We start from the raw sequence: 16,935 nt of genomic DNA, 5'->3' as shown, positions 1-16,935 counted from the left end.
ATGGTTTCCTCCTTAGAATGCTAATACAAATGCTTGCGTATCCATCGGCTGTTGACAAAGAAGAACAGTCTGGTAAGCGGACTTCTCTTCATCAGCCGTCTCGACACTAAGCGAACTTCCCGCTGTTCGCTGACTTTCGGATCGGATAAATACAATGCCAGCAGCCCCTCGATGACCATCCGGTGCAGGGGAGTCTCAGGTATGTTCCGAACATCTTTTCGTGCCCACTCCACGATTGAAGCGATCCGATTCAGCATGATATCCGTATTGTCATAGTAATTGCAGAAATTGAGATCGCCGCCGGCCCGGTCTTCATCCTGGTCAATCAGATAGTCCAGCATAATATGCAGGCAGCATAAATGCGGGAAATACCCGGACCGGATTAATGAAACGTCCGGCTTGGTCAGCCTTGAATCGCAGGAAGCCAGAAAAAGCATAAAGACACCTAATGTCGATCCAGTTGCCGCCGCAAATTCATTCCAATATAATTGCGGCGCCCTGCTTCTGTTCTCCTCCCACCATTCCTTAAGCGCAGCTTCTCTCAATTCCGGACGGATATGCTTGTATACCTGAAGGTCCGTATACAATGCAGCCAGATCATAGATCTCAGAAGCCGCCGACATATAACCAGGAAGCCTTGAGATCATCTCCTGACAAGTGCGGACCAGCCGGTGCAAATATCCGCCGTCATTCTGTTCACTGCGGAGCGCATAATAATTAACCGGTTCAGCACCTGGTGTAATCGCATCCAGCATCGATTGGTGCAGCAACCTGAAGTCGTCCGGGTCCATAGAAGTGCTGCGGTCGCACAGGTTATCCAAGTAATCGCTTATCGTCTGGTAGGCGACTATCAGCGGAATGAGAATGTGCCTCATCGGTAAATTTCCGGCGGCATATACACCTCCGCCTTCGCAATGAAACTGTTTCGTTTCGATGCTTGCGAGCGCTTGCTTCCGGAGCTCGGGATCGGGAATCCCTTCCGCATCTTTGCGCCAAAGATTAAGGCAGTTTCTAACCTCAGGCAGCACGTACTTGTAGACCCTGCTCATTAATCCAATCGGGCCACGCGGACTCAGGGAACGGCCTTGCTCAAATTCACTCAATGACGGTGCCTCCACATTGTTGTCTCCTTATCCAAATCATAATTATTATAATATGATCCAAACGTTTGTACAAACAACAATATCACTTTGGGATCCCCTGGATCTTTTAATGTGAAATGCAACTTAACTGCACTACACGTCAATACTTGAGAGCGGAGATGGAGGTTTCGTCAAACCATAGCAGGCTATGTTCGCTCATACCTGTTCTCGATGCATGGCGAGCAGCCGTCAAAGCAAGAATCGCAAGACCAAATCATTCTGCTGGAAGCAAGCCCGTAGCAGCGTCACCTACCCAAGCCAAGAAACAGAAACTGCTTCAGTTTGGTGTATTCTTTCCTTTTTACTTCTTCGTATTACCCTGTTTTTCCATTGTCAGATACAACGGCGCTCAAATTCTGGAGCGCATGGACGGATCTTTATATCCATACGCCTGTTTGGATACGATAGGCTGCGCTTAGTCACTCACGATCAGAACTTGCTTCGATAATGAAAATCTCTCAGTCTGGATTAAGATTTCGTAAGCAAAGCCTGCTTTCCATACCGCTGTCGATACTTCTCACTTGGAAGAAGTTACGCTATAATAGATTCAGCAGCAGGTATTAGTACCTGGTAACAATATTGGAAGGGGCATTCAGCAATGATTTTTGACGATTTCAAGCAATTGGCACAGTCCCGCCGCAGCATCCGGGATTTCAGTGAAGAAGATGTGCTTCCGGAAGACGTGAGGGATATTATCGACTGCGCCCGGTTTGCTCCCAGCGATACCAACTCGCAGACCTGGGAGTTTATCGCCGTAATGAACCGTGACAAAATCAAAGTGATTGAAGCCTTTACTTGGGATCGGCTGAAGGAAATCGCCGCCTCGGCGGAACAACGCGGACTGGCGCGGGAAGCCAAGCTGATGGTGAAGTCGTTCGGCCCTTACGCCACCGCCTTCGGCAGCGCTCCCGCGATGATTATTTGCCTGGCAACCCCATACACATCGAAATTCCGTGAACGCATTTTCGACCCGCTCGAGTTCGGCAGTCCGGAGATCTGGGCTGAAGAAGGAATCAAGAGCAGCTGCTTGTCCATTCAGAATCTGATGCTCGCCGCACATGCCAAAGGGCTCGGCACCTGCCCGATGACCGGACCCGTGCTGCTAGCCGAACAGGATCTTCGGAAATATTTGAATATTCCTGAAGACCGGCAGATCAATATGGCGGTTGCGCTAGGACACCCAGCCGTTCAACCCAAAATGATTGCCCGCAAAGAGATCGAAGAGATTCTGACAATTGTGGAGTAAATCTATTTATGACCGAAAAGGGCCTGCTGTCTCCTTCAAAAGAGCGGCAGACCCTGATATTTTTATTGGATGACGCAAAAATAAAAAACACAGCTCCCATAGAGAGAACTGTGTTTTGAGTTATACATTGTTGGGTTACGCCTTAATAAAAGCTTACCATATCAAGTATATTCAGAGCGAAGGGCTGCTCCCTTCCGCCTTGTCTTACAGTTTGATTACGTTAGCTGCTTGCGGTCCACGGTTGCCTTCAGTGATTTCGAATTCAACAGATTGACCTTCTTCCAAAGTCTTAAATCCATCTCCTTGGATTGCGGAAAAATGAACGAATACGTCTTCGCCGCCGTCAACTTGGATGAAACCGTAGCCTTTTTCTGCGTTAAACCATTTTACTGTACCTTTCAAGTGAACAACCTCCTAAAAATACCGCCATATATGGCGAATATCTACATTATACTTCAATCTTACAGGCAAAGCAATCCATCTTTTAATTGACCCGGAATTAATTTGCTTTTCCCTTCTCCGGTGCGTTATCATTTATCAAAAGCCAAATATCGCCAGGGTGGGACAACAATGATCAAAAAACACGAAATATACAAGACGGATAAATGGAATATGATGACTGTGGAAGTCCAGGGCCGCTATATTGTACTCAGGGAAATATCCGATCAATGGGGTGAAGAAACGCATACTTTTCTAAGCCGCCCCGCGTTGATGCAATGGGTTAATAACCGGTTCAATAAGGAATCCTATAAAGATAACGAGGAAGAGTACAATCGCATCATGACGGCGTTTAAGCAGGTGTAATCCATGAACAATGAAAGTCTCGCCATATATGTTGTGGCCGTTCTATGCTTGGGCGCCGTGCTGATTATGAGCAAGGATCGCCTTGATCCCAGATTGAGAAGGGGCCTGGCATTAATCGCGGTTGTTATGATTGCGCTGGCTTTTGTCTTTGTCATTTATGACTTCCTGACATAATATTAAGCGAGACAAATGACATACGGCGCAGGAATCGATGCACAAATAGATTCATAATTACAGATTGCCGGGGAATACTAGGCGCACCTTTACATTCAAGGAGGCCGCCGTCATGTTCTTCGCAGCTAGATCCCTTTCAGCGCTGCTTGCGCTCGGTCTGCTGCAGGGGAGTTTCTCCTCCGCCGCGGCCAAACAGCAGCCCGCACAGACCTCATCCCATTTATTAAGGAGGATTCCCATGGAACAATTATTGAAGAGAAGCGAAGTACCCGCTGAGAACCGTTGGAAGCTTGAAGATATGTTTGCTTCACAGCAGGAATGGGACAAAACTTATGACGATGCCAAGAAACTGATTGCGGAAGCCTCCAAATTCCAAGGCAAGCTAAGTACGGCCTCCGCGCTGAAAGATTGCTTCGAGTTGGACGACGAACTGTCGCTCAAAACCGAGCGTCTGTATGTATACGCCCATATGCGCCAGGATGAAGACACCGCGAGCCCGGTCTATCAGGCGCTTTCGCAGAAAGCTAAGAAGCTCAGCGTGGATGCTGGCGAAGCCCTCTCCTATGTAACTCCGGAGATTCTTGCGCTGCCTGTTAAGAAGCTTGACGAGTTCATCGCCGATCCGGCGCTTTCAGATTATACATTTACGCTGACCGAAATGAAACGTCAAAAAGCCCATGTTCTCTCGAAACAGGAGGAAGCGCTGCTGGCGCAGGTCGGCACGCTGTCCCAGGCGCCGCAAAACATTTTCGGCATGCTGAACAACGCCGATCTCAAATTCCCGAAAATCAAGGACGAGTCCGGCAAAGAGGTCGAGCTGACCCACGGAAGCTACATAAAATTCCTTGAAAGCCCGAACCGGGAAGTTCGCCAAAACGCATTCAAGGCGGTATACGACACGTATGCCAAGCAGAAGAACACGATCGCCGCAACGCTGAGCGCCAATGTGAACAAGAACGTCTTTTATTCGCGGGTCCGGAAGTACCCTTCCGTGCTGGAGATGTCCCTGTTCGGCGACAACATATCCAAAGAAGTCTACACGAACCTCATCGACACGATCCATGAGAGCTTGCCGCTGATGCACCGTTACATGAAGCTGCGTCAGAAGCTGCTGGGCGTTGATGAGCTCCATATGTACGATCTGTTCGCGCCGCTGGTTGACGAATACAAGATGGATATTCCTTTTGAAGAAGCCAAAAAAATCACAAAGGAAGGCCTAAAGCCGCTGGGCGAGGATTATCTGAAGACGCTTCAGGAAGGCTACGACAACGGCTGGATCGATATTTACGAGAACGAGAACAAACGCACCGGAGCATACAGCTGGGGAGCCTACGGCACTCACCCGTACGTGCTGCTGAACCATAACGACAACCTGAACAGCATGTTCACGCTGGCGCATGAAATGGGCCACGCCCTCCACTCGTACTATTCGGATAGCGCGTTGAAGTACCGTGACGCACAATATACAATTTTTCTGGCCGAGGTAGCCTCGACGACGAACGAAGCGCTGCTGATGCATTATTTGCTGGAAAAATCGACGGACAAGAAGGAAAAAATGTATCTGCTCACCTACTACGCGGACCAGTTCCGCACCACGGTGTTCCGTCAGACGATGTTCGCCGAGTTCGAAAAAATCGTGCACGAGCGCGCCGAGAAAGGCGAATCGCTCACACCGCAGGATCTGTCGGCCATTTACTATGATCTGAACCTGAAATATTACGGCAAGGACATGGTTGTGGACAAGGACATCGAGATGGAATGGGCGCGGATTCCGCATTTTTATAACAGCTTCTATGTCTACAAATATGCGACAGGCTTCTCGGCGGCCACCAGCTTCTCCAAACAGATTCTGGAGGAAGGTAAACCGGCGGTTGACCGTTATCTCGGGTTCCTGAAGAGCGGCGGCAGCGACTACTCCATCAATATTCTGAAAAAAGCTGGAGTCGATATGTCATCGCCTCAGCCGATCCGCGAAGCCATGAGCGTCTTTGAAAATGTGATTGAGCAAATGGAGCAGTTGACGAAGTAAAGTGTTAGCCTCGCACCGATTTCGGCTACAGTCCATGTTGTCCCTTGCCCTTTTTGGGTAAGGGACTTTATAATGTAAAGCGGCCGTCTAACTGCCGATTCGGAATTTTCCCAAGGAGGAAGTTTGTTATGAAAATGCAATGGTCTTTAATTTTCGGCCTGATTTTTGCGCTGTTTATCGCCTTTTTTGCCGTAATCAACGTCGATCCGGTTCAAGTGAACTTCGGTTTCAGTATCGTGTCGCTCCCGCTGATTCTGGTCATTCTCAGCTGCGCGCTGATCGGCGGAGTCATCGTGGGCTCGTACGGGATATTTCGTCAGTACAAACAGCAAAGAAAGATTAAATCCCTTACTGCCGAGCTTGTGAAGGCGAATGAAAAAATCGCGGAATTGGAAACGGCGAATACGGCGGATACGATGGTGGAGAGCACTATTCCCGGTGGAACGACCACATTTAATTAATTGATGGTTGATTGATCACTAGTTGAAAAAGACAGGAGGATCTCCTTTGACTATCCTTTCGATTCAGCCCAATGAAGATTACATTCTGACTATCCTCAAGAAACTGCTCGATACACCAAGCCCAAGCGGCTACACCCATGCCGTACTTAAGCTTGTTGCTGAAGAAGCCGCAGCTCTCGGAGCAAGCCTGTCCTGGAACGAAAAAGGCGGGCTGATCCTGAGTGTGGAAGGTCTCGATCCTTCCCGTACCGTCGGACTGAGCGCCCATGTCGATACACTGGGGGCGATGGTCCGCTCCATTCGTCCGGACGGCACCCTCCGCCTGACCTCCGTCGGCGGCTTCACGATGTACAGCATCGAGAATGAATACTGCGTCATTCATACACGCAGCGGAAAGACCTACACTGGAACGATCCTATCGACCCGTCCTTCCGCCCATGCCTATACCGCCGATGCCCGGGATATCAAGCGGATCGAAGAAAATATGGAGGTTCGCATCGATGAACTGGTATCGGGCAAGGATGACGTGCTGAAGCTGGGCATCGCGGTCGGCGATTTCATCTCGTTTGACGCCCGCCCCGTGTTCACACCAAGCGGCTTTATCAAGTCGCGCCATCTGGACGACAAAGCGAGCGTCGCCGCCCTGCTCGGCCTGCTGGAAAGCATCAAGCGCGAAGGCTGGAAGCCGCTGCACAACCTGTCTCTGCTGATCTCCAATTATGAAGAGGTCGGACACGGCGCCTCCTGGATTCCCGGTGAAATCAGCGAACTGATCGCCGTCGATATGGGTGTTCTGGGCGACGACTTAAGCTGCAAGGAGACCGATGTATCCATCTGCGCCAAAGATTCCACCGGTCCGTACGATTATACGATGACCGGGCGGTTGATCGAGCTGGCTCAGGGTCTGGGTATCCCCCATGCGGTCGACATTTATCCGCAATACGGTTCCGACGCGTCCGCAGCGCTTCGGGGCGGCGCCAATATACGGGCCGCGCTGATCGGCCCGGGTGTTCACGCTTCTCACTCCATGGAGCGCACTCACAAGCAGGCCGTATTCAATACGGCCAAGCTGCTAGCCGCTTATGTCGGAGCGAACTGACAGAAGCTCGTGCCTACAGCCGGCTGCTGAAAGACATGAACAAGGGAGGCCCTCCGGCCTCCCTTGTATGCTAACGGGACAGACGCGCTGACGCGCTTGTCATTGTGTCACCAAAAAGCTGGCGCCATGAAACCGGACGCCAGCTTTTTTTCACTCTATCTACTTCACAACAACTTTCGCCGCAGCGGCGCTGAAACGCTCCAAGGCTGCCTGCAAAATGGATCTTGGGCAAGCCACATTGATCCGCAGAAACCCTTCCCCTTCGCTTCCGTACACCGAACCCTCATTAAAAGCAACGCCGGCTTCTTGATACATCAGCTTTTTCAGCCCCGCTCCATTTAGACCCAGCGCCCGGCAGTCCACCCACAGTAAATAGGTTGCCTCAGGCTTCATTACCTTGACTTGCGGCAGATGCTCGGCGAGATAAGAGGTAGCGTACTCGATGTTGCCGTTGATGTAGGTGATCAGCTCGTCAACCCACTCATCCCCTTCGGTATAGGCGGCTTCTACCGCGTCCTGGGCGAAAAAGCTGGCCATATGCAGACTAAGTGTCTTGATCCGCGTCTCGAATTTACGCTTCATTTCCGGGTTCGATGCCACGATAAAAGAGGAGTGAATACCCGGCAGATTGAAGGTTTTGGTCGGAGCCAGCGCCATGAGCGTAATGTCCGACAGCTCCTTGGACAGCGAGGCAAATGGAATATGCTTGTGTCCGGGAAGTGCCAGATCACAGTGGATTTCGTCGGAAACCACGGTAACGCCGTATTGCAGGCATAGCTCACCGAGCCGCAGCAGCTCCTCGCGCTCCCACACCCGTCCACCGGGATTATGCGGGCTGCACAGCAGCAGCAGCTTGGCGCCGCCCTTCATCAGCCCTTCCAACTGCTCATAGTCCATTTCATAGCGTCCGTTCCGGAGCACAAGAGGATTGTCGGCTACTTTGCGGCCGTTCATTTTGATAACATCGTAAAAAGGATAGTATACCGGCGACTGCAAAATGACCTCGGCTCCCGGTTCGCTGAACAGCTCAACAGCAAGGCTCAGAGTAGTCACGATACCAGGCGATTGCGAAATCCACTCTTTGGAAATCTCCCAATCGTGGCGGCGGCGGAACCATCCGGTGATCGAGTCAATGTACGAATTGCTTAGGATACAGTATCCGTAAATACCCTGCTCTGCGCGCCGAACCAGCGCCTCTTTCACAGCCGGTGGACTTTCGAAATCCATATCCGCTACCCACAGCGGTAAAATGTCCTTGTTTCCGAACAGCTTTTCCACTTGGTCCCATTTGTAGGAATGCGTATTGGTCCGGTCCTGGGCACGGTCAAAATCATACTTTGTCAATGCTCTCACCCCATCTTTTAGTTTCTTATCTTCTATACTCCGCTTCCATTGTTCGCCTATTGCCATACCTGGTCGAGATTATCGGCATAAAAGCTAATGGCTCGGGCATATTCGTAATTTCCTAGCGTTCGATATGTACTGCCAAGAAGCAAAAGAAGCTTATCCTCGCCGTGGCAGCCGCCCCTCTTCGCGCATCCGGACCGCCTCTTTTAGCATCGTTCGCATAAATCCGCCTCCTCAGTCATTGCTGCAAACGGACCCGTTACGATTTGTTCGCGATTTTCTCCGCCAGTTCGTTCAAATAAGTCCAGCGCTCCATCAGCCGCTCTAGTTCCGCCTCGGCCGCGCGCTGCTCCTCTACCAATTGCTGGAGCTTCGCGGAATCGGCAAAGGCCGCTTCCATCTGCGCGGCAATGGAGCTTAGATGTTGTTCAGCCTGCTCAACGAGGCTGTCAATCTCTTCATACTCCCGCTGTTCCTTGAAGGAAAATTTCAGCTTTTCCCGGGCCGGAGTTTGAGTTGGCTCGCCTTGCAGAGATTGGCTGCCTGCGCCGCGTTTGGCCGCCGCATCATCTTTCCCATCTGCTGCGGAGCCGCGGACCGGCGCATTCTTAGCCAGCCACTCCTCGTACTCGCTGTAATCACCGACATGAACCCGGATCATTCCGTCCTCAAACGCGATGATCTTGTCCACCGTCCGGTCCAGGAAGAACCGGTCATGCGAGACGGTAAAGACGACACCAGGAAACTCATCCAGATAGTCCTCCAATATCGCAAGTGTGCCGATATCCAGATCATTGGTCGGTTCGTCCAGCAGCAGCACATTGGGAGCGCTCATCAGTACGCGCAGAAGATACAGTCTCCTTTTCTCTCCGCCGGACAGCTTCGAGATCGGCGTCCACTGCATCACTGGCGGGAACAGGAAGCGTTCCAGCATCTGGGCCGCCGTAATGGCGGAGCCGTCCGCCGTCCGGACAACTTCCGCTTCTTCCTTGATGTATTCAATCACCCGCAGCGAGTCGTCCATATCCTGATGCTCCTGGGTGAAATAACCGAGCTTCACCGTCGGTCCAAGCACGACTTCGCCGCTGTCCGGCTGAAGCTTGCCAGCAATCAGGTTCAGCAGCGTCGACTTGCCGCTGCCGTTAGGCCCGACGATGCCGACGCGGTCCTGCGGAACGGCAATATAGCTCAAGTCCTTAATGAGCGTCCGGCCGCCCCTGGACATCGCCAGATCCTCAATTTCGAGAATTTTGCGCCCCAGCCTTGTCGAGGCGGCGGAAATCTCCAGCTGGCTGCCAGAGGATACGCCCTGCTGATCTCTCAGCTTCTCGAAGCGCTCGATTCTCGCCTTCTGCTTCGTCGACCGCGCCTTGGCGCCGCGCCGAATCCAGGCCAGCTCGCTGCGCAGCAGATTCTGCCGCTTCTGCTCGGAAGCGGCCTCCCGCTCTTCGCGCTCGGCCTTCAGCTCCAGGAAGCGGGAATAGTTCGCTTCATAGCGGAACAATCGTCCCTGATCCAGCTCCAGCATAACACCCGCCACCCGCTCCAGAAAGTAGCGGTCATGAGTGACCATCAGCAGCGCGCCGCGCCGCTTCTGCAGGTACTGCTCCAGCCAGGCGACCGAGGACGTATCGATGTGGTTAGTAGGCTCGTCCAGAATGAGCAGCTCCGAAGGAGTAATCAAGGCCGCCGCCAGCGCAACCCGTTTGCGTTGTCCGCCGGAGAGCGACGCCATGCGCGCGTCGAACTGCTGAATCCCGAGCTTGGACAGCACGCTTTTCGCTTCACTCTCCAAATGCCAGACCCCTGCGGCGTCGATGTCCTGACCTTGGCGGACCAACTGTTGTTCCAATTCGGCATTACCCGGATCGGCTTCAAGCAGCGCCATTGTCTCCATGTACCGCCGCATGACGGCCAACTCTGGATTATCTCCGGCGAACAACTGCTGAAGCACGGTATACTCCGGATTAAAGGGCGGATTCTGCGCCAAAAACTGTACGCGCACATCATTGCCGATGGCAATTTGCCCCTCATCGGGAGTTTCAATCCCGGCTATAATCCGCAGAAGCGTCGATTTGCCGGTCCCGTTCACGCCGATGACGCCGATCTTGTCACGGTCTTCCATACCGAAGGACGCGTCCTGGAACAGCACTTTTTCTCCGTAACTTTTGACAAGATGCTCTACCGTCATAATATTCATAGTTGTTATTCGCCTTCCCTATATATTTGGAACTGACAATCAAATCAGACCGCCGATCAGCAGCGCCACAGCTCCTCCAGCAATCGAGCTTAGCGCATTCACCGCATCGTTGCTCATCCAGCGCCACCCTCTTGCATGTGCCGTGGGCAGACCGCAATGGACTTCGCTTTCCACCTCACGGCCGCATACGGTGCAGCGGTTCATCTTCTGCACCGTAGCGCCGAGCAGGGAATCGGCAAAAGCGCCAACGAGTCCCCCGAGAAGGCCCGCAGCCGCCAGTACGGCAAGTGACTCTCCGGTCATTCGGGGCAGCTGCTGAAGAATCCACGACGCGATGCCGATTAGGAGGCCGCCCGCTGCGGCCGCAAGCGTGCCCGGAAGCGAGACGCCGCCGGACGCGCCGGTCGGAAGCCTTTTGCCGTTCAGGATCGACCTTGGCGGCTTTCTGCTCAGAGTCCCGCATTCCGTCGCCCACGTATCCGCGGTCACCGTCGCCATCACGCCGACGAAGAGCAGCTCCCATGCAGGCAGCGGGTACACGGCATTCAGCAGAACGAACAGCATGCCAAGACCGCCGTTGGCGAACACCTGGCCGGCGTCCCGTCTGCCAGTCTTTGCATATGACCGTTCCAGTTCCTCCTTGTGCTCCGCCCTGAGCTTCGACAACAGGCTGGAGGAGATGAAGAACAGCAGCAAAATTCCGAACCAAAAGGCGTTACCCGCTCCGAAATAGACGGTGCCCATGAGCACGGCGGCAAACATCCCGGATAAACTCAGCGAGCCTTTAAAATAAGCCGCTCCGGCAACGAACAAGGCGCCAAAGACGCCGATTACCCACTGCATGATTTCAACTCCATTATATGGTCCTTAGATTCAGTTATCCGATCAGGCAGGTCCCCATCAGCCGGTCGCCCCAATACAGCTCGAACGAATCGCCCGAAACGGTCGGACCGACGCCTGCGGGCGTGCCGGTGAAGATCACGTCATCCTTGCCCAGCCCGTAGCGGGTGCCGATGAAATCCACAATCGTCTGCAGCGAAAAAATCATGTTCTTCACATTCCCCCGCTGCACTTCTTCACCGTTCTTGCGGACCGTGAAATCGGTCGCTTCCAGTTCTTCCTTGGAAGGAAACGCGATGTATGGGGTCAGAGGCGCGGCATTCTTAAAACCCTTGGCCGGCGTCCAGGAAAGCCCTCTCTTTTGCAGGTCGTTATGAACGTCCCGCAGTGTGAAATCCAGTCCCAAAGCCATGACATCCACCAGCTCTTCCACGCTCATACCCGGAACGTAATCACGCGCGATGCGCAGCACAAGCTCGCCTTCATAATGAACCTGACCGGAATCTTTCGGCAGCTGAATGGTTTCTTTGTCAAGACGAACGGCCGCATGAGACGGCTTCAAGAAAATCAACGGTTCGGTTGGCACTTTATTGCCGAGTTCCTCCGCATGAAGTTTGTAGTTCCGTCCCACACAGTATAAGTTGTTTACAGCAGCGCACATTGGCATTCAGCTCTCTTTCCCGTCAGTTTGTTTAGTCATTCATTTTCCCAAAAACGTCTCCCCCCAAATATCCGGGCGATTCGTACATATCATTATATCAGAATGCATGTCCGCCAGGCGACGCATCTCCTTCGCTTTATTCACCGTCCAGGCCATGATGCCAACCCCTCGCCCCGACAAAAATCTGGCCAGCCCGGGAGTAAGGCGGGAAAAGCCGATGGATAAAAAAGAGCAGCCCAATTCACGCACGCGCCCGGCCGGATCGCCCCATCTGGAGTCAAAGATGAGTCCCCGGCGGATGCCGGGATCGGCTTCTTCGCACCTTAGCAGCGTGCCGGGGTCGAACGAAGTCAGGACGACCTCGCCCTGCATCCCCTTAGTAGCAATCAGCTCCGTAACCGTCTTTTCGATTCCGGGATACAGATTGCCGGCGTTCTTCAGCTCGATATTCAGCCGCAGCTGTCCTTTGCACAGATCTAGCACCTCTTCCAGTGAAGGAACTCCTTCGCCTCGAAAGGCGCGGCCCTTCCATCCTCCGGCATCGAGAAGCCGCATATGGCTCCAGTCCATATTCTTCACTTTACCGCGGCCATTGGTCGTCCGGTCCAGGCTGTAATCATGGATTACAACAGGTACTCCATCCCTTGTCAGTTGAACGTCGATTTCCATCCAGGTCACATACGGAAGTTCCAGCGCCATGCGGATTGCGGCAAGCGTGTTCTCCGGTGCCTTGCCGGAAAATCCCCGATGGGCGACGCACAAGTTGTTCATCATTCAGAAAGCCCTCCCGCAAAAAATGTAAACATCCTCCGAGGTGTACAGGCTGTGGATTGCCGCCATGCTAACGGCCGGCCTCCGTCACTCTGCCCTCTTCGTCGATCTCCACTTTGCCGGAAGAGAGTGATTCTACCCGCTGCAGCAGCTTCTGCCCGTCAGCGGCGCTCATCGGCACCGGCTGGCCCAATTCGGCTTCAAAAGGCGTGAGCTTCATCGAGCATTGTCCCTTGACGCTGCATTCGGCCTGAAACACCGCCGTCTCCCAGGTGGTCTTCGTGGAAGAACGCGTAAAAATAAAGTTGCCCGTACTGTACGCGATCCACTTCCCTTTATACGGCTCAAGTCCCTGAAGGACATGGGGATGCCCTCCAATTACGAGATCCGCCCCTGCATCGATAAAGCTCCGGCCTAGCGTCTGCTGAACCGCGTTCGGCTGATCCGCCCGTTCCTGGCCCCAATGGACAACAACGGCAACAATATCCGCTTTTTTTCTGGCTTCGGCTATCGCCTTAAGCGCCGGACCGCTGTCGTAAGCGGAGGCTACGCCGGGCTTGCCCTTGCCGGCCGCCCATCCGGCTTCGGGCATGACCCGCGTAAAGCCGAGCAGAGCGATGGTTATTCCTTTGCGGGTAAAATACTGCGCCGAGTAAGCCTGAGCGGAATCTACTCCCGCCCCGACGAACGGAATGCCTCTCTGGTCCAAATTGGCCATTGTATCCCGCAGCCCCTGCTCGCCCATATCCAGCGTATGGTTGTTCGCCAAATTAACGGCATCCACTCCCGCCGCCTTCAGCGCATTCAGCGCCTCCGGAGGCGACTTGAACACAAAGGTCTTATTTGCCTCCGTGCCTCGCTCGGTGACAGGCGTTTCCAGATTGATGACTGAAAGATCATCCTGCAGGAACATACCGCCCAGACGGGCGTACGGATAATCGTAGCCCTTCTGCTTCAACAGCTCACCGACTTTACCGGCAAAAATAACGTCACCCGCAAAATTCAGCGTCACCGTCTTTCCGCTTCCTTCCTCGCCTTCCGGCAGTCCCGCCGACGGCCCGTTACCTTCGGCTCCATCAGCCCCGGCGCCCGACGCCTGCTGTGAAGCGCCGGACGGCGCCGTCATGCTGCCCTCGCTGGCTGCGGGAGACGGCGTCGGCACGGCTTCCGCGGACGGGACAGCATCCGCCGAAAATGTCGGCTGAAGCTCGCCTGACGGAGCAGCTGAAGCCCCGCCCGATGCCACGGGATCAGCCGCTCCGGCGGTTCCCGGCGCCGCTGATCCCTCCGGTGAAGGCGAAGCCGTTCCCGTCTCGGGGATAGGAATGCTATCGCGGCCCGCTCCGCTGTAGAAAAAATAAAACAGCATAACCGTAATCAGCGCCAGCAGGCTGATGTTGATCCAAGACCAGATTCGATTTTTTCTCTGCTTTCTGGTCGTATTGCTTCTTTTTCTGCTGGATCTAGGGGGATACATATGTGTTCTGACTCCTTTACCCGCTAAACTCGTTCTATTATATCATATCTATCAATCTCCCCCGAACAAGCAAGAATGAAGAAGGAAAAAGGCCTCATGTCTCCCGAATAACATGCTGTAAAAACAAAAACGGCGAAGCGGGGGCAGAACCCAAGCTTCGCCGTAAAGCTGATATCGAGATCATATGATAAGGTATGAAGATTAGTTCGCTTGCAGGCCTTCGGCAGCCGCCTTCGCCGTAAGCTTCGCAAATTTGATGCAGTCCGGCATGCCGATTCCGTCATATCCGGCACCAAATACGTGCACGCCCGGAAGAACGGCCGCCAGATCGCTGCGGAGCCCTGCAATTGCAGCCGGATGCCCAACGGGGTACTGCGGCATCGAGTTCGGCAGACGCGTAATTTCCGTGAATAACGGCTGGGCCGTGATGCCCATAACCTCGCGCAGATCCTTGCGCACCAACTCTTCCAGCGCTTCGTCCGGCAGCTGCACATTCTGCTCGTCGCCTGAACGTCCGACATAACAGCGCAGCAGCACCTTGTCATCGGGACTCGTATGCAGCCATTTGGCCGAAGTCCAGGTGCAGGCCGTAATATTCCGTCCTTCCTTCCGGGGAACCAGGAAGCCCGAGCCGTCGAAATTGCCGTCCATTTCTTTGCCGGAAAAGGCCATAACTACATTGGCTACCGATACATAGTTTACCGCGTCCAATGCCGATACATCAACATGCGGACGCAGCAGCTCGGCCGCCGCGAAATTGGGAACCGTGATATAGATGTCGTCCGCAGGCAGCAAGTCGCCGTTCCCCAGTTCTACCGCGTAGCGCGCTTGCGGAGAAGCAGCTGATTCCAAAGCAGCCTGGGCCGCCGCTCCCTCGGCCTCGGTCGTGCCGATATTCGTTTCGGCAATCCGGTCATAAATAGCAATCGCGGCGGTTTCCGTGCGCTGCTCCACATCATGAAGCTCATGCACAAGTGCATGCACGAGGCTTTGCAGGCCCTGACGGAAGGTCAGGAACATGCTCTTTTTCGTGCCGGTATGCGTCTCCTGAGGCTTTTTCCCCGTCATCATCCCGCGAATCAGGCTGCCGTACTGCCGCTCAATCTCACCGAACTGCGGAAAGGTCGCCTGCAGGCTGATCTTGCGCATATCCGCCGCATAAATACCGGCCAAGAGGGGCTCCGTCAAGTTCTCCAGCACCTCTGTGCCGAAACGCCGCTCAATCAGCTCTCCGAGCGGCTCGTCCTCCTTCGAACGCCGGGGCGGAATAACGAAATCCATCAGCGCGCGGAGCTTGCCGGGAAAGGAGAGGAGCCTACTCCCTATAAAGGGCTTAATATCCGTAGGAATGCCCAGCATAAGGCCGGCTGGCATCGGAAGCAGCTTGCCGCGTTGCAAGATATATGTCTTCTTGGCGTTCGGATTGGTCGTAACCAGCTCATGGTCGATCTCCAATTCTTTCGCCAGGTCGCTCATTTCCTGCTTGCGGGCCAGGAATGAATCCGGCCCTTTTTCGATGACGAAACCGTCCTTATGCAGGGTCTCAATTTTCCCGCCAAGGCTCCGCTCTTTCTCGAGAATGACAATTTCCGGCCGGATGCCGGCTTCTTTATAATATTTGCGTACGTAAAAAGCGGCGCTTAGGCCGCTCAGTCCTCCACCGATAATGACGACTTTGCGTGAAGCTCCGTTCATGGCCGTCCTGCCTTCAGTTCGCCAGCCCGGTCCCGCACCACGTCGCTCAGCACCGCCATAAAAGATGGGTCGTTGTTCAGCGATTCAATCCGCATCAGACGCATATCCAACTCGGCAGCAACGCTTTGGGCTTCAATATCCAGATCGTACAGTACCTCGAGATGGTCGGATACGAATCCGATCGGGGCGGACAGCACGTATTCCACCTGTTCCTTGCTCAGCTCGCGGAGCGTATCGAGAATATCCGGCCCAAGCCAGGGCTCCGCCGTTCTTCCGGCGCTTTGCCAAGTGAACTGCCACGAAGTAACCCCGGTTTGCTCCGCAACGGCCTTTGAAGTCTCGAGCAGCTGATCCCGGTATGGATCGCCCATGGAGAGAATTCGCTCCGGCAGGCTGTGGGCGCTGAAAAGCACCCGAACGTCCTCCCGGTTCGCGCCCGCTTCCTCGTACTGGTCCAGCCTTGCGGATACGCGCCGGCTAAGCGCTTCGATAAGCTGCGGATGAAGATGGTAGCTTTGCACAAATGTCATTTGGATGCCGCTGCTTTCCGCTTTTTCTTTGGCCCGTTTGATGTAGCCACCGACACTCATGACCGAATAATGCGGAGCGAGCACGATGCCCACCGCCTGGTTGATGCCGCTCTCCGCCATTCGCTCCACTCCATCCTCAATGAAAGGACGAGCGTGCTTTAGGCCCTGAAAGCAAATATATTCGACATCCTTGTCCTTATTATCTCGGTTTAGCGCTTCCTGCAGCGCCTTTACCTGACGGTCCGTATTTTCCCGCAGCGGGAACACTCCGCCTACTATGGCTTCATAGCGGTCCTTCAGATCTTTCAGCTGTTCCGCCGATGGCGGATTGCCGCGCCGGATATGCGTATAATAGGACTTAACACCCTCCAGGCTTTCAGGAGTGCCGTAGGACATAACGAGAACGCCGATTTGTGTTGTCACGTGGGGATCACCTCTTTGCGATTAATTATGAGCGAT

16 protein-coding genes are annotated in these 16,935 nt (G+C 53.8%); 6 read left to right on the top strand and 10 right to left on the bottom strand.

The features are described from left to right. Positions 1–20: 20 nt before the first annotated feature. Entirely contained in the window at positions 21–1,103 is a 1,083-nt protein-coding gene (locus KP014_RS13525; RefSeq protein WP_036602149.1) for a tetraprenyl-beta-curcumene synthase family protein, read from the bottom strand. Between the two features lie 637 nt (positions 1,104–1,740). Here KP014_RS13525 and KP014_RS13520 point away from each other — a divergent pair. After that, positions 1,741–2,388, top strand: a complete 648-nt coding sequence (locus tag KP014_RS13520) for a nitroreductase family protein (RefSeq protein WP_036602138.1) — start codon at positions 1,741–1,743, stop codon at positions 2,386–2,388. Positions 2,389–2,592: 204 nt separating this feature from the next. Here the strand turns inward: KP014_RS13520 and KP014_RS13515 are convergent, their stop codons facing one another. Then, the gene (locus KP014_RS13515; RefSeq protein WP_025334410.1) at positions 2,593–2,790 is read right to left on the bottom strand and encodes a cold shock domain-containing protein; all 198 of its coding nucleotides are present in this window, start codon (positions 2,788–2,790) and stop codon (positions 2,593–2,595) included. Between the two features lie 168 nt (positions 2,791–2,958). Between KP014_RS13515 and KP014_RS13510 the strand changes: the two genes are divergently transcribed. From KP014_RS13510 to KP014_RS13490, 5 genes are all read left to right on the top strand, one after another. Continuing rightward, entirely contained in the window at positions 2,959–3,192 is a 234-nt protein-coding gene (locus KP014_RS13510) for a hypothetical protein (RefSeq protein ID WP_036602143.1), read from the top strand. A 3-nt stretch (positions 3,193–3,195) separates the two neighbouring features. Beyond that, on the top strand, positions 3,196–3,366 hold the full coding sequence (locus KP014_RS13505) for a hypothetical protein (RefSeq protein WP_036602145.1): 171 nt from the start codon (positions 3,196–3,198) through the stop codon (positions 3,364–3,366). A 238-nt stretch (positions 3,367–3,604) separates the two neighbouring features. Further along, complete coding sequence (gene pepF / locus KP014_RS13500) at positions 3,605–5,395, top strand: oligoendopeptidase F (protein WP_036602150.1); 1,791 nt, start codon at positions 3,605–3,607, stop codon at positions 5,393–5,395. A gap of 128 nt (positions 5,396–5,523) precedes the next feature. Next, positions 5,524–5,856, top strand: coding sequence for a LapA family protein (locus KP014_RS13495; protein ID WP_036602147.1), 333 nt, complete (start codon positions 5,524–5,526; stop codon positions 5,854–5,856). Positions 5,857–5,908: 52 nt separating this feature from the next. Then, on the top strand, positions 5,909–6,955 hold the full coding sequence (locus KP014_RS13490) for a M42 family metallopeptidase (protein ID WP_036602151.1): 1,047 nt from the start codon (positions 5,909–5,911) through the stop codon (positions 6,953–6,955). 159 nt (positions 6,956–7,114) lie between these two features. Here the strand turns inward: KP014_RS13490 and KP014_RS13485 are convergent, their stop codons facing one another. The 8 genes from KP014_RS13485 to hemH form a co-directional block, all read right to left on the bottom strand. Beyond that, entirely contained in the window at positions 7,115–8,299 is a 1,185-nt protein-coding gene (locus tag KP014_RS13485; protein WP_246590719.1) for a MalY/PatB family protein, read from the bottom strand. Positions 8,300–8,561: 262 nt separating this feature from the next. Next, the gene (locus tag KP014_RS13480; protein ID WP_090834553.1) at positions 8,562–10,502 is read right to left on the bottom strand and encodes an ABC-F family ATP-binding cassette domain-containing protein; all 1,941 of its coding nucleotides are present in this window, start codon (positions 10,500–10,502) and stop codon (positions 8,562–8,564) included. A 39-nt stretch (positions 10,503–10,541) separates the two neighbouring features. Continuing rightward, positions 10,542–11,345 carry a DUF92 domain-containing protein gene (locus KP014_RS13475; RefSeq protein ID WP_036592523.1) on the bottom strand — a complete coding sequence of 268 codons (804 nt, stop codon included), beginning with the start codon at positions 11,343–11,345 and terminating at the stop codon, positions 10,542–10,544. Between the two features lie 34 nt (positions 11,346–11,379). Beyond that, entirely contained in the window at positions 11,380–12,003 is a 624-nt protein-coding gene (locus KP014_RS13470; RefSeq protein WP_036592525.1) for a fumarylacetoacetate hydrolase family protein, read from the bottom strand. Between the two features lie 39 nt (positions 12,004–12,042). Then, positions 12,043–12,774, bottom strand: coding sequence for a glycerophosphodiester phosphodiesterase (locus KP014_RS13465; protein ID WP_036592527.1), 732 nt, complete (start codon positions 12,772–12,774; stop codon positions 12,043–12,045). Positions 12,775–12,844: 70 nt separating this feature from the next. Beyond that, complete coding sequence (locus KP014_RS13460; protein WP_090834552.1) at positions 12,845–14,251, bottom strand: CapA family protein; 1,407 nt, start codon at positions 14,249–14,251, stop codon at positions 12,845–12,847. Between the two features lie 201 nt (positions 14,252–14,452). Further along, entirely contained in the window at positions 14,453–15,946 is a 1,494-nt protein-coding gene (gene hemG / locus KP014_RS13455) for a protoporphyrinogen oxidase (protein ID WP_036594900.1), read from the bottom strand. Beyond that, the gene (hemH, locus tag KP014_RS13450) at positions 15,943–16,899 is read right to left on the bottom strand and encodes a ferrochelatase (RefSeq protein ID WP_036594903.1); all 957 of its coding nucleotides are present in this window, start codon (positions 16,897–16,899) and stop codon (positions 15,943–15,945) included. Before hemH ends, hemG begins: the two co-directional genes overlap by 4 nt. Positions 16,900–16,935: the final 36 nt, after the last annotated feature.

The sequence above is a fragment of the Paenibacillus sophorae genome, from assembly GCF_018966525.1.
GTDB classification, from domain to species: Bacteria; Bacillota; Bacilli; order Paenibacillales; family Paenibacillaceae; genus Paenibacillus_AQ; species Paenibacillus_AQ sophorae.
This window is presented reverse-complemented; position numbering and strand designations above follow the sequence as displayed.

What these genes read in the sequence shown, in the direction of transcription:
- hemG (WP_036594900.1), bottom strand. Translation starts at nt 15,946, where the DNA reads ATGAACGGAGCTTCACGCAAAGTCGTCATTATCGGTGGAGGACTGAGC.
- KP014_RS13465 (WP_036592527.1), bottom strand. Translation starts at nt 12,774, where the DNA reads ATGAACAACTTGTGCGTCGCCCATCGGGGATTTTCCGGCAAGGCACCG.
- KP014_RS13505 (WP_036602145.1), top strand. Translation starts at nt 3,196, where the DNA reads ATGAACAATGAAAGTCTCGCCATATATGTTGTGGCCGTTCTATGCTTG.
- KP014_RS13495 (WP_036602147.1), top strand. Translation starts at nt 5,524, where the DNA reads ATGAAAATGCAATGGTCTTTAATTTTCGGCCTGATTTTTGCGCTGTTT.
- KP014_RS13510 (WP_036602143.1), top strand. Translation starts at nt 2,959, where the DNA reads ATGATCAAAAAACACGAAATATACAAGACGGATAAATGGAATATGATG.
- KP014_RS13470 (WP_036592525.1), bottom strand. Translation starts at nt 12,003, where the DNA reads ATGTGCGCTGCTGTAAACAACTTATACTGTGTGGGACGGAACTACAAA.
- KP014_RS13520 (WP_036602138.1), top strand. Translation starts at nt 1,741, where the DNA reads ATGATTTTTGACGATTTCAAGCAATTGGCACAGTCCCGCCGCAGCATC.
- KP014_RS13475 (WP_036592523.1), bottom strand. Translation starts at nt 11,345, where the DNA reads ATGCAGTGGGTAATCGGCGTCTTTGGCGCCTTGTTCGTTGCCGGAGCG.
- KP014_RS13480 (WP_090834553.1), bottom strand. Translation starts at nt 10,502, where the DNA reads ATGAATATTATGACGGTAGAGCATCTTGTCAAAAGTTACGGAGAAAAA.
- pepF (WP_036602150.1), top strand. Translation starts at nt 3,605, where the DNA reads ATGGAACAATTATTGAAGAGAAGCGAAGTACCCGCTGAGAACCGTTGG.
- KP014_RS13460 (WP_090834552.1), bottom strand. Translation starts at nt 14,251, where the DNA reads ATGTATCCCCCTAGATCCAGCAGAAAAAGAAGCAATACGACCAGAAAG.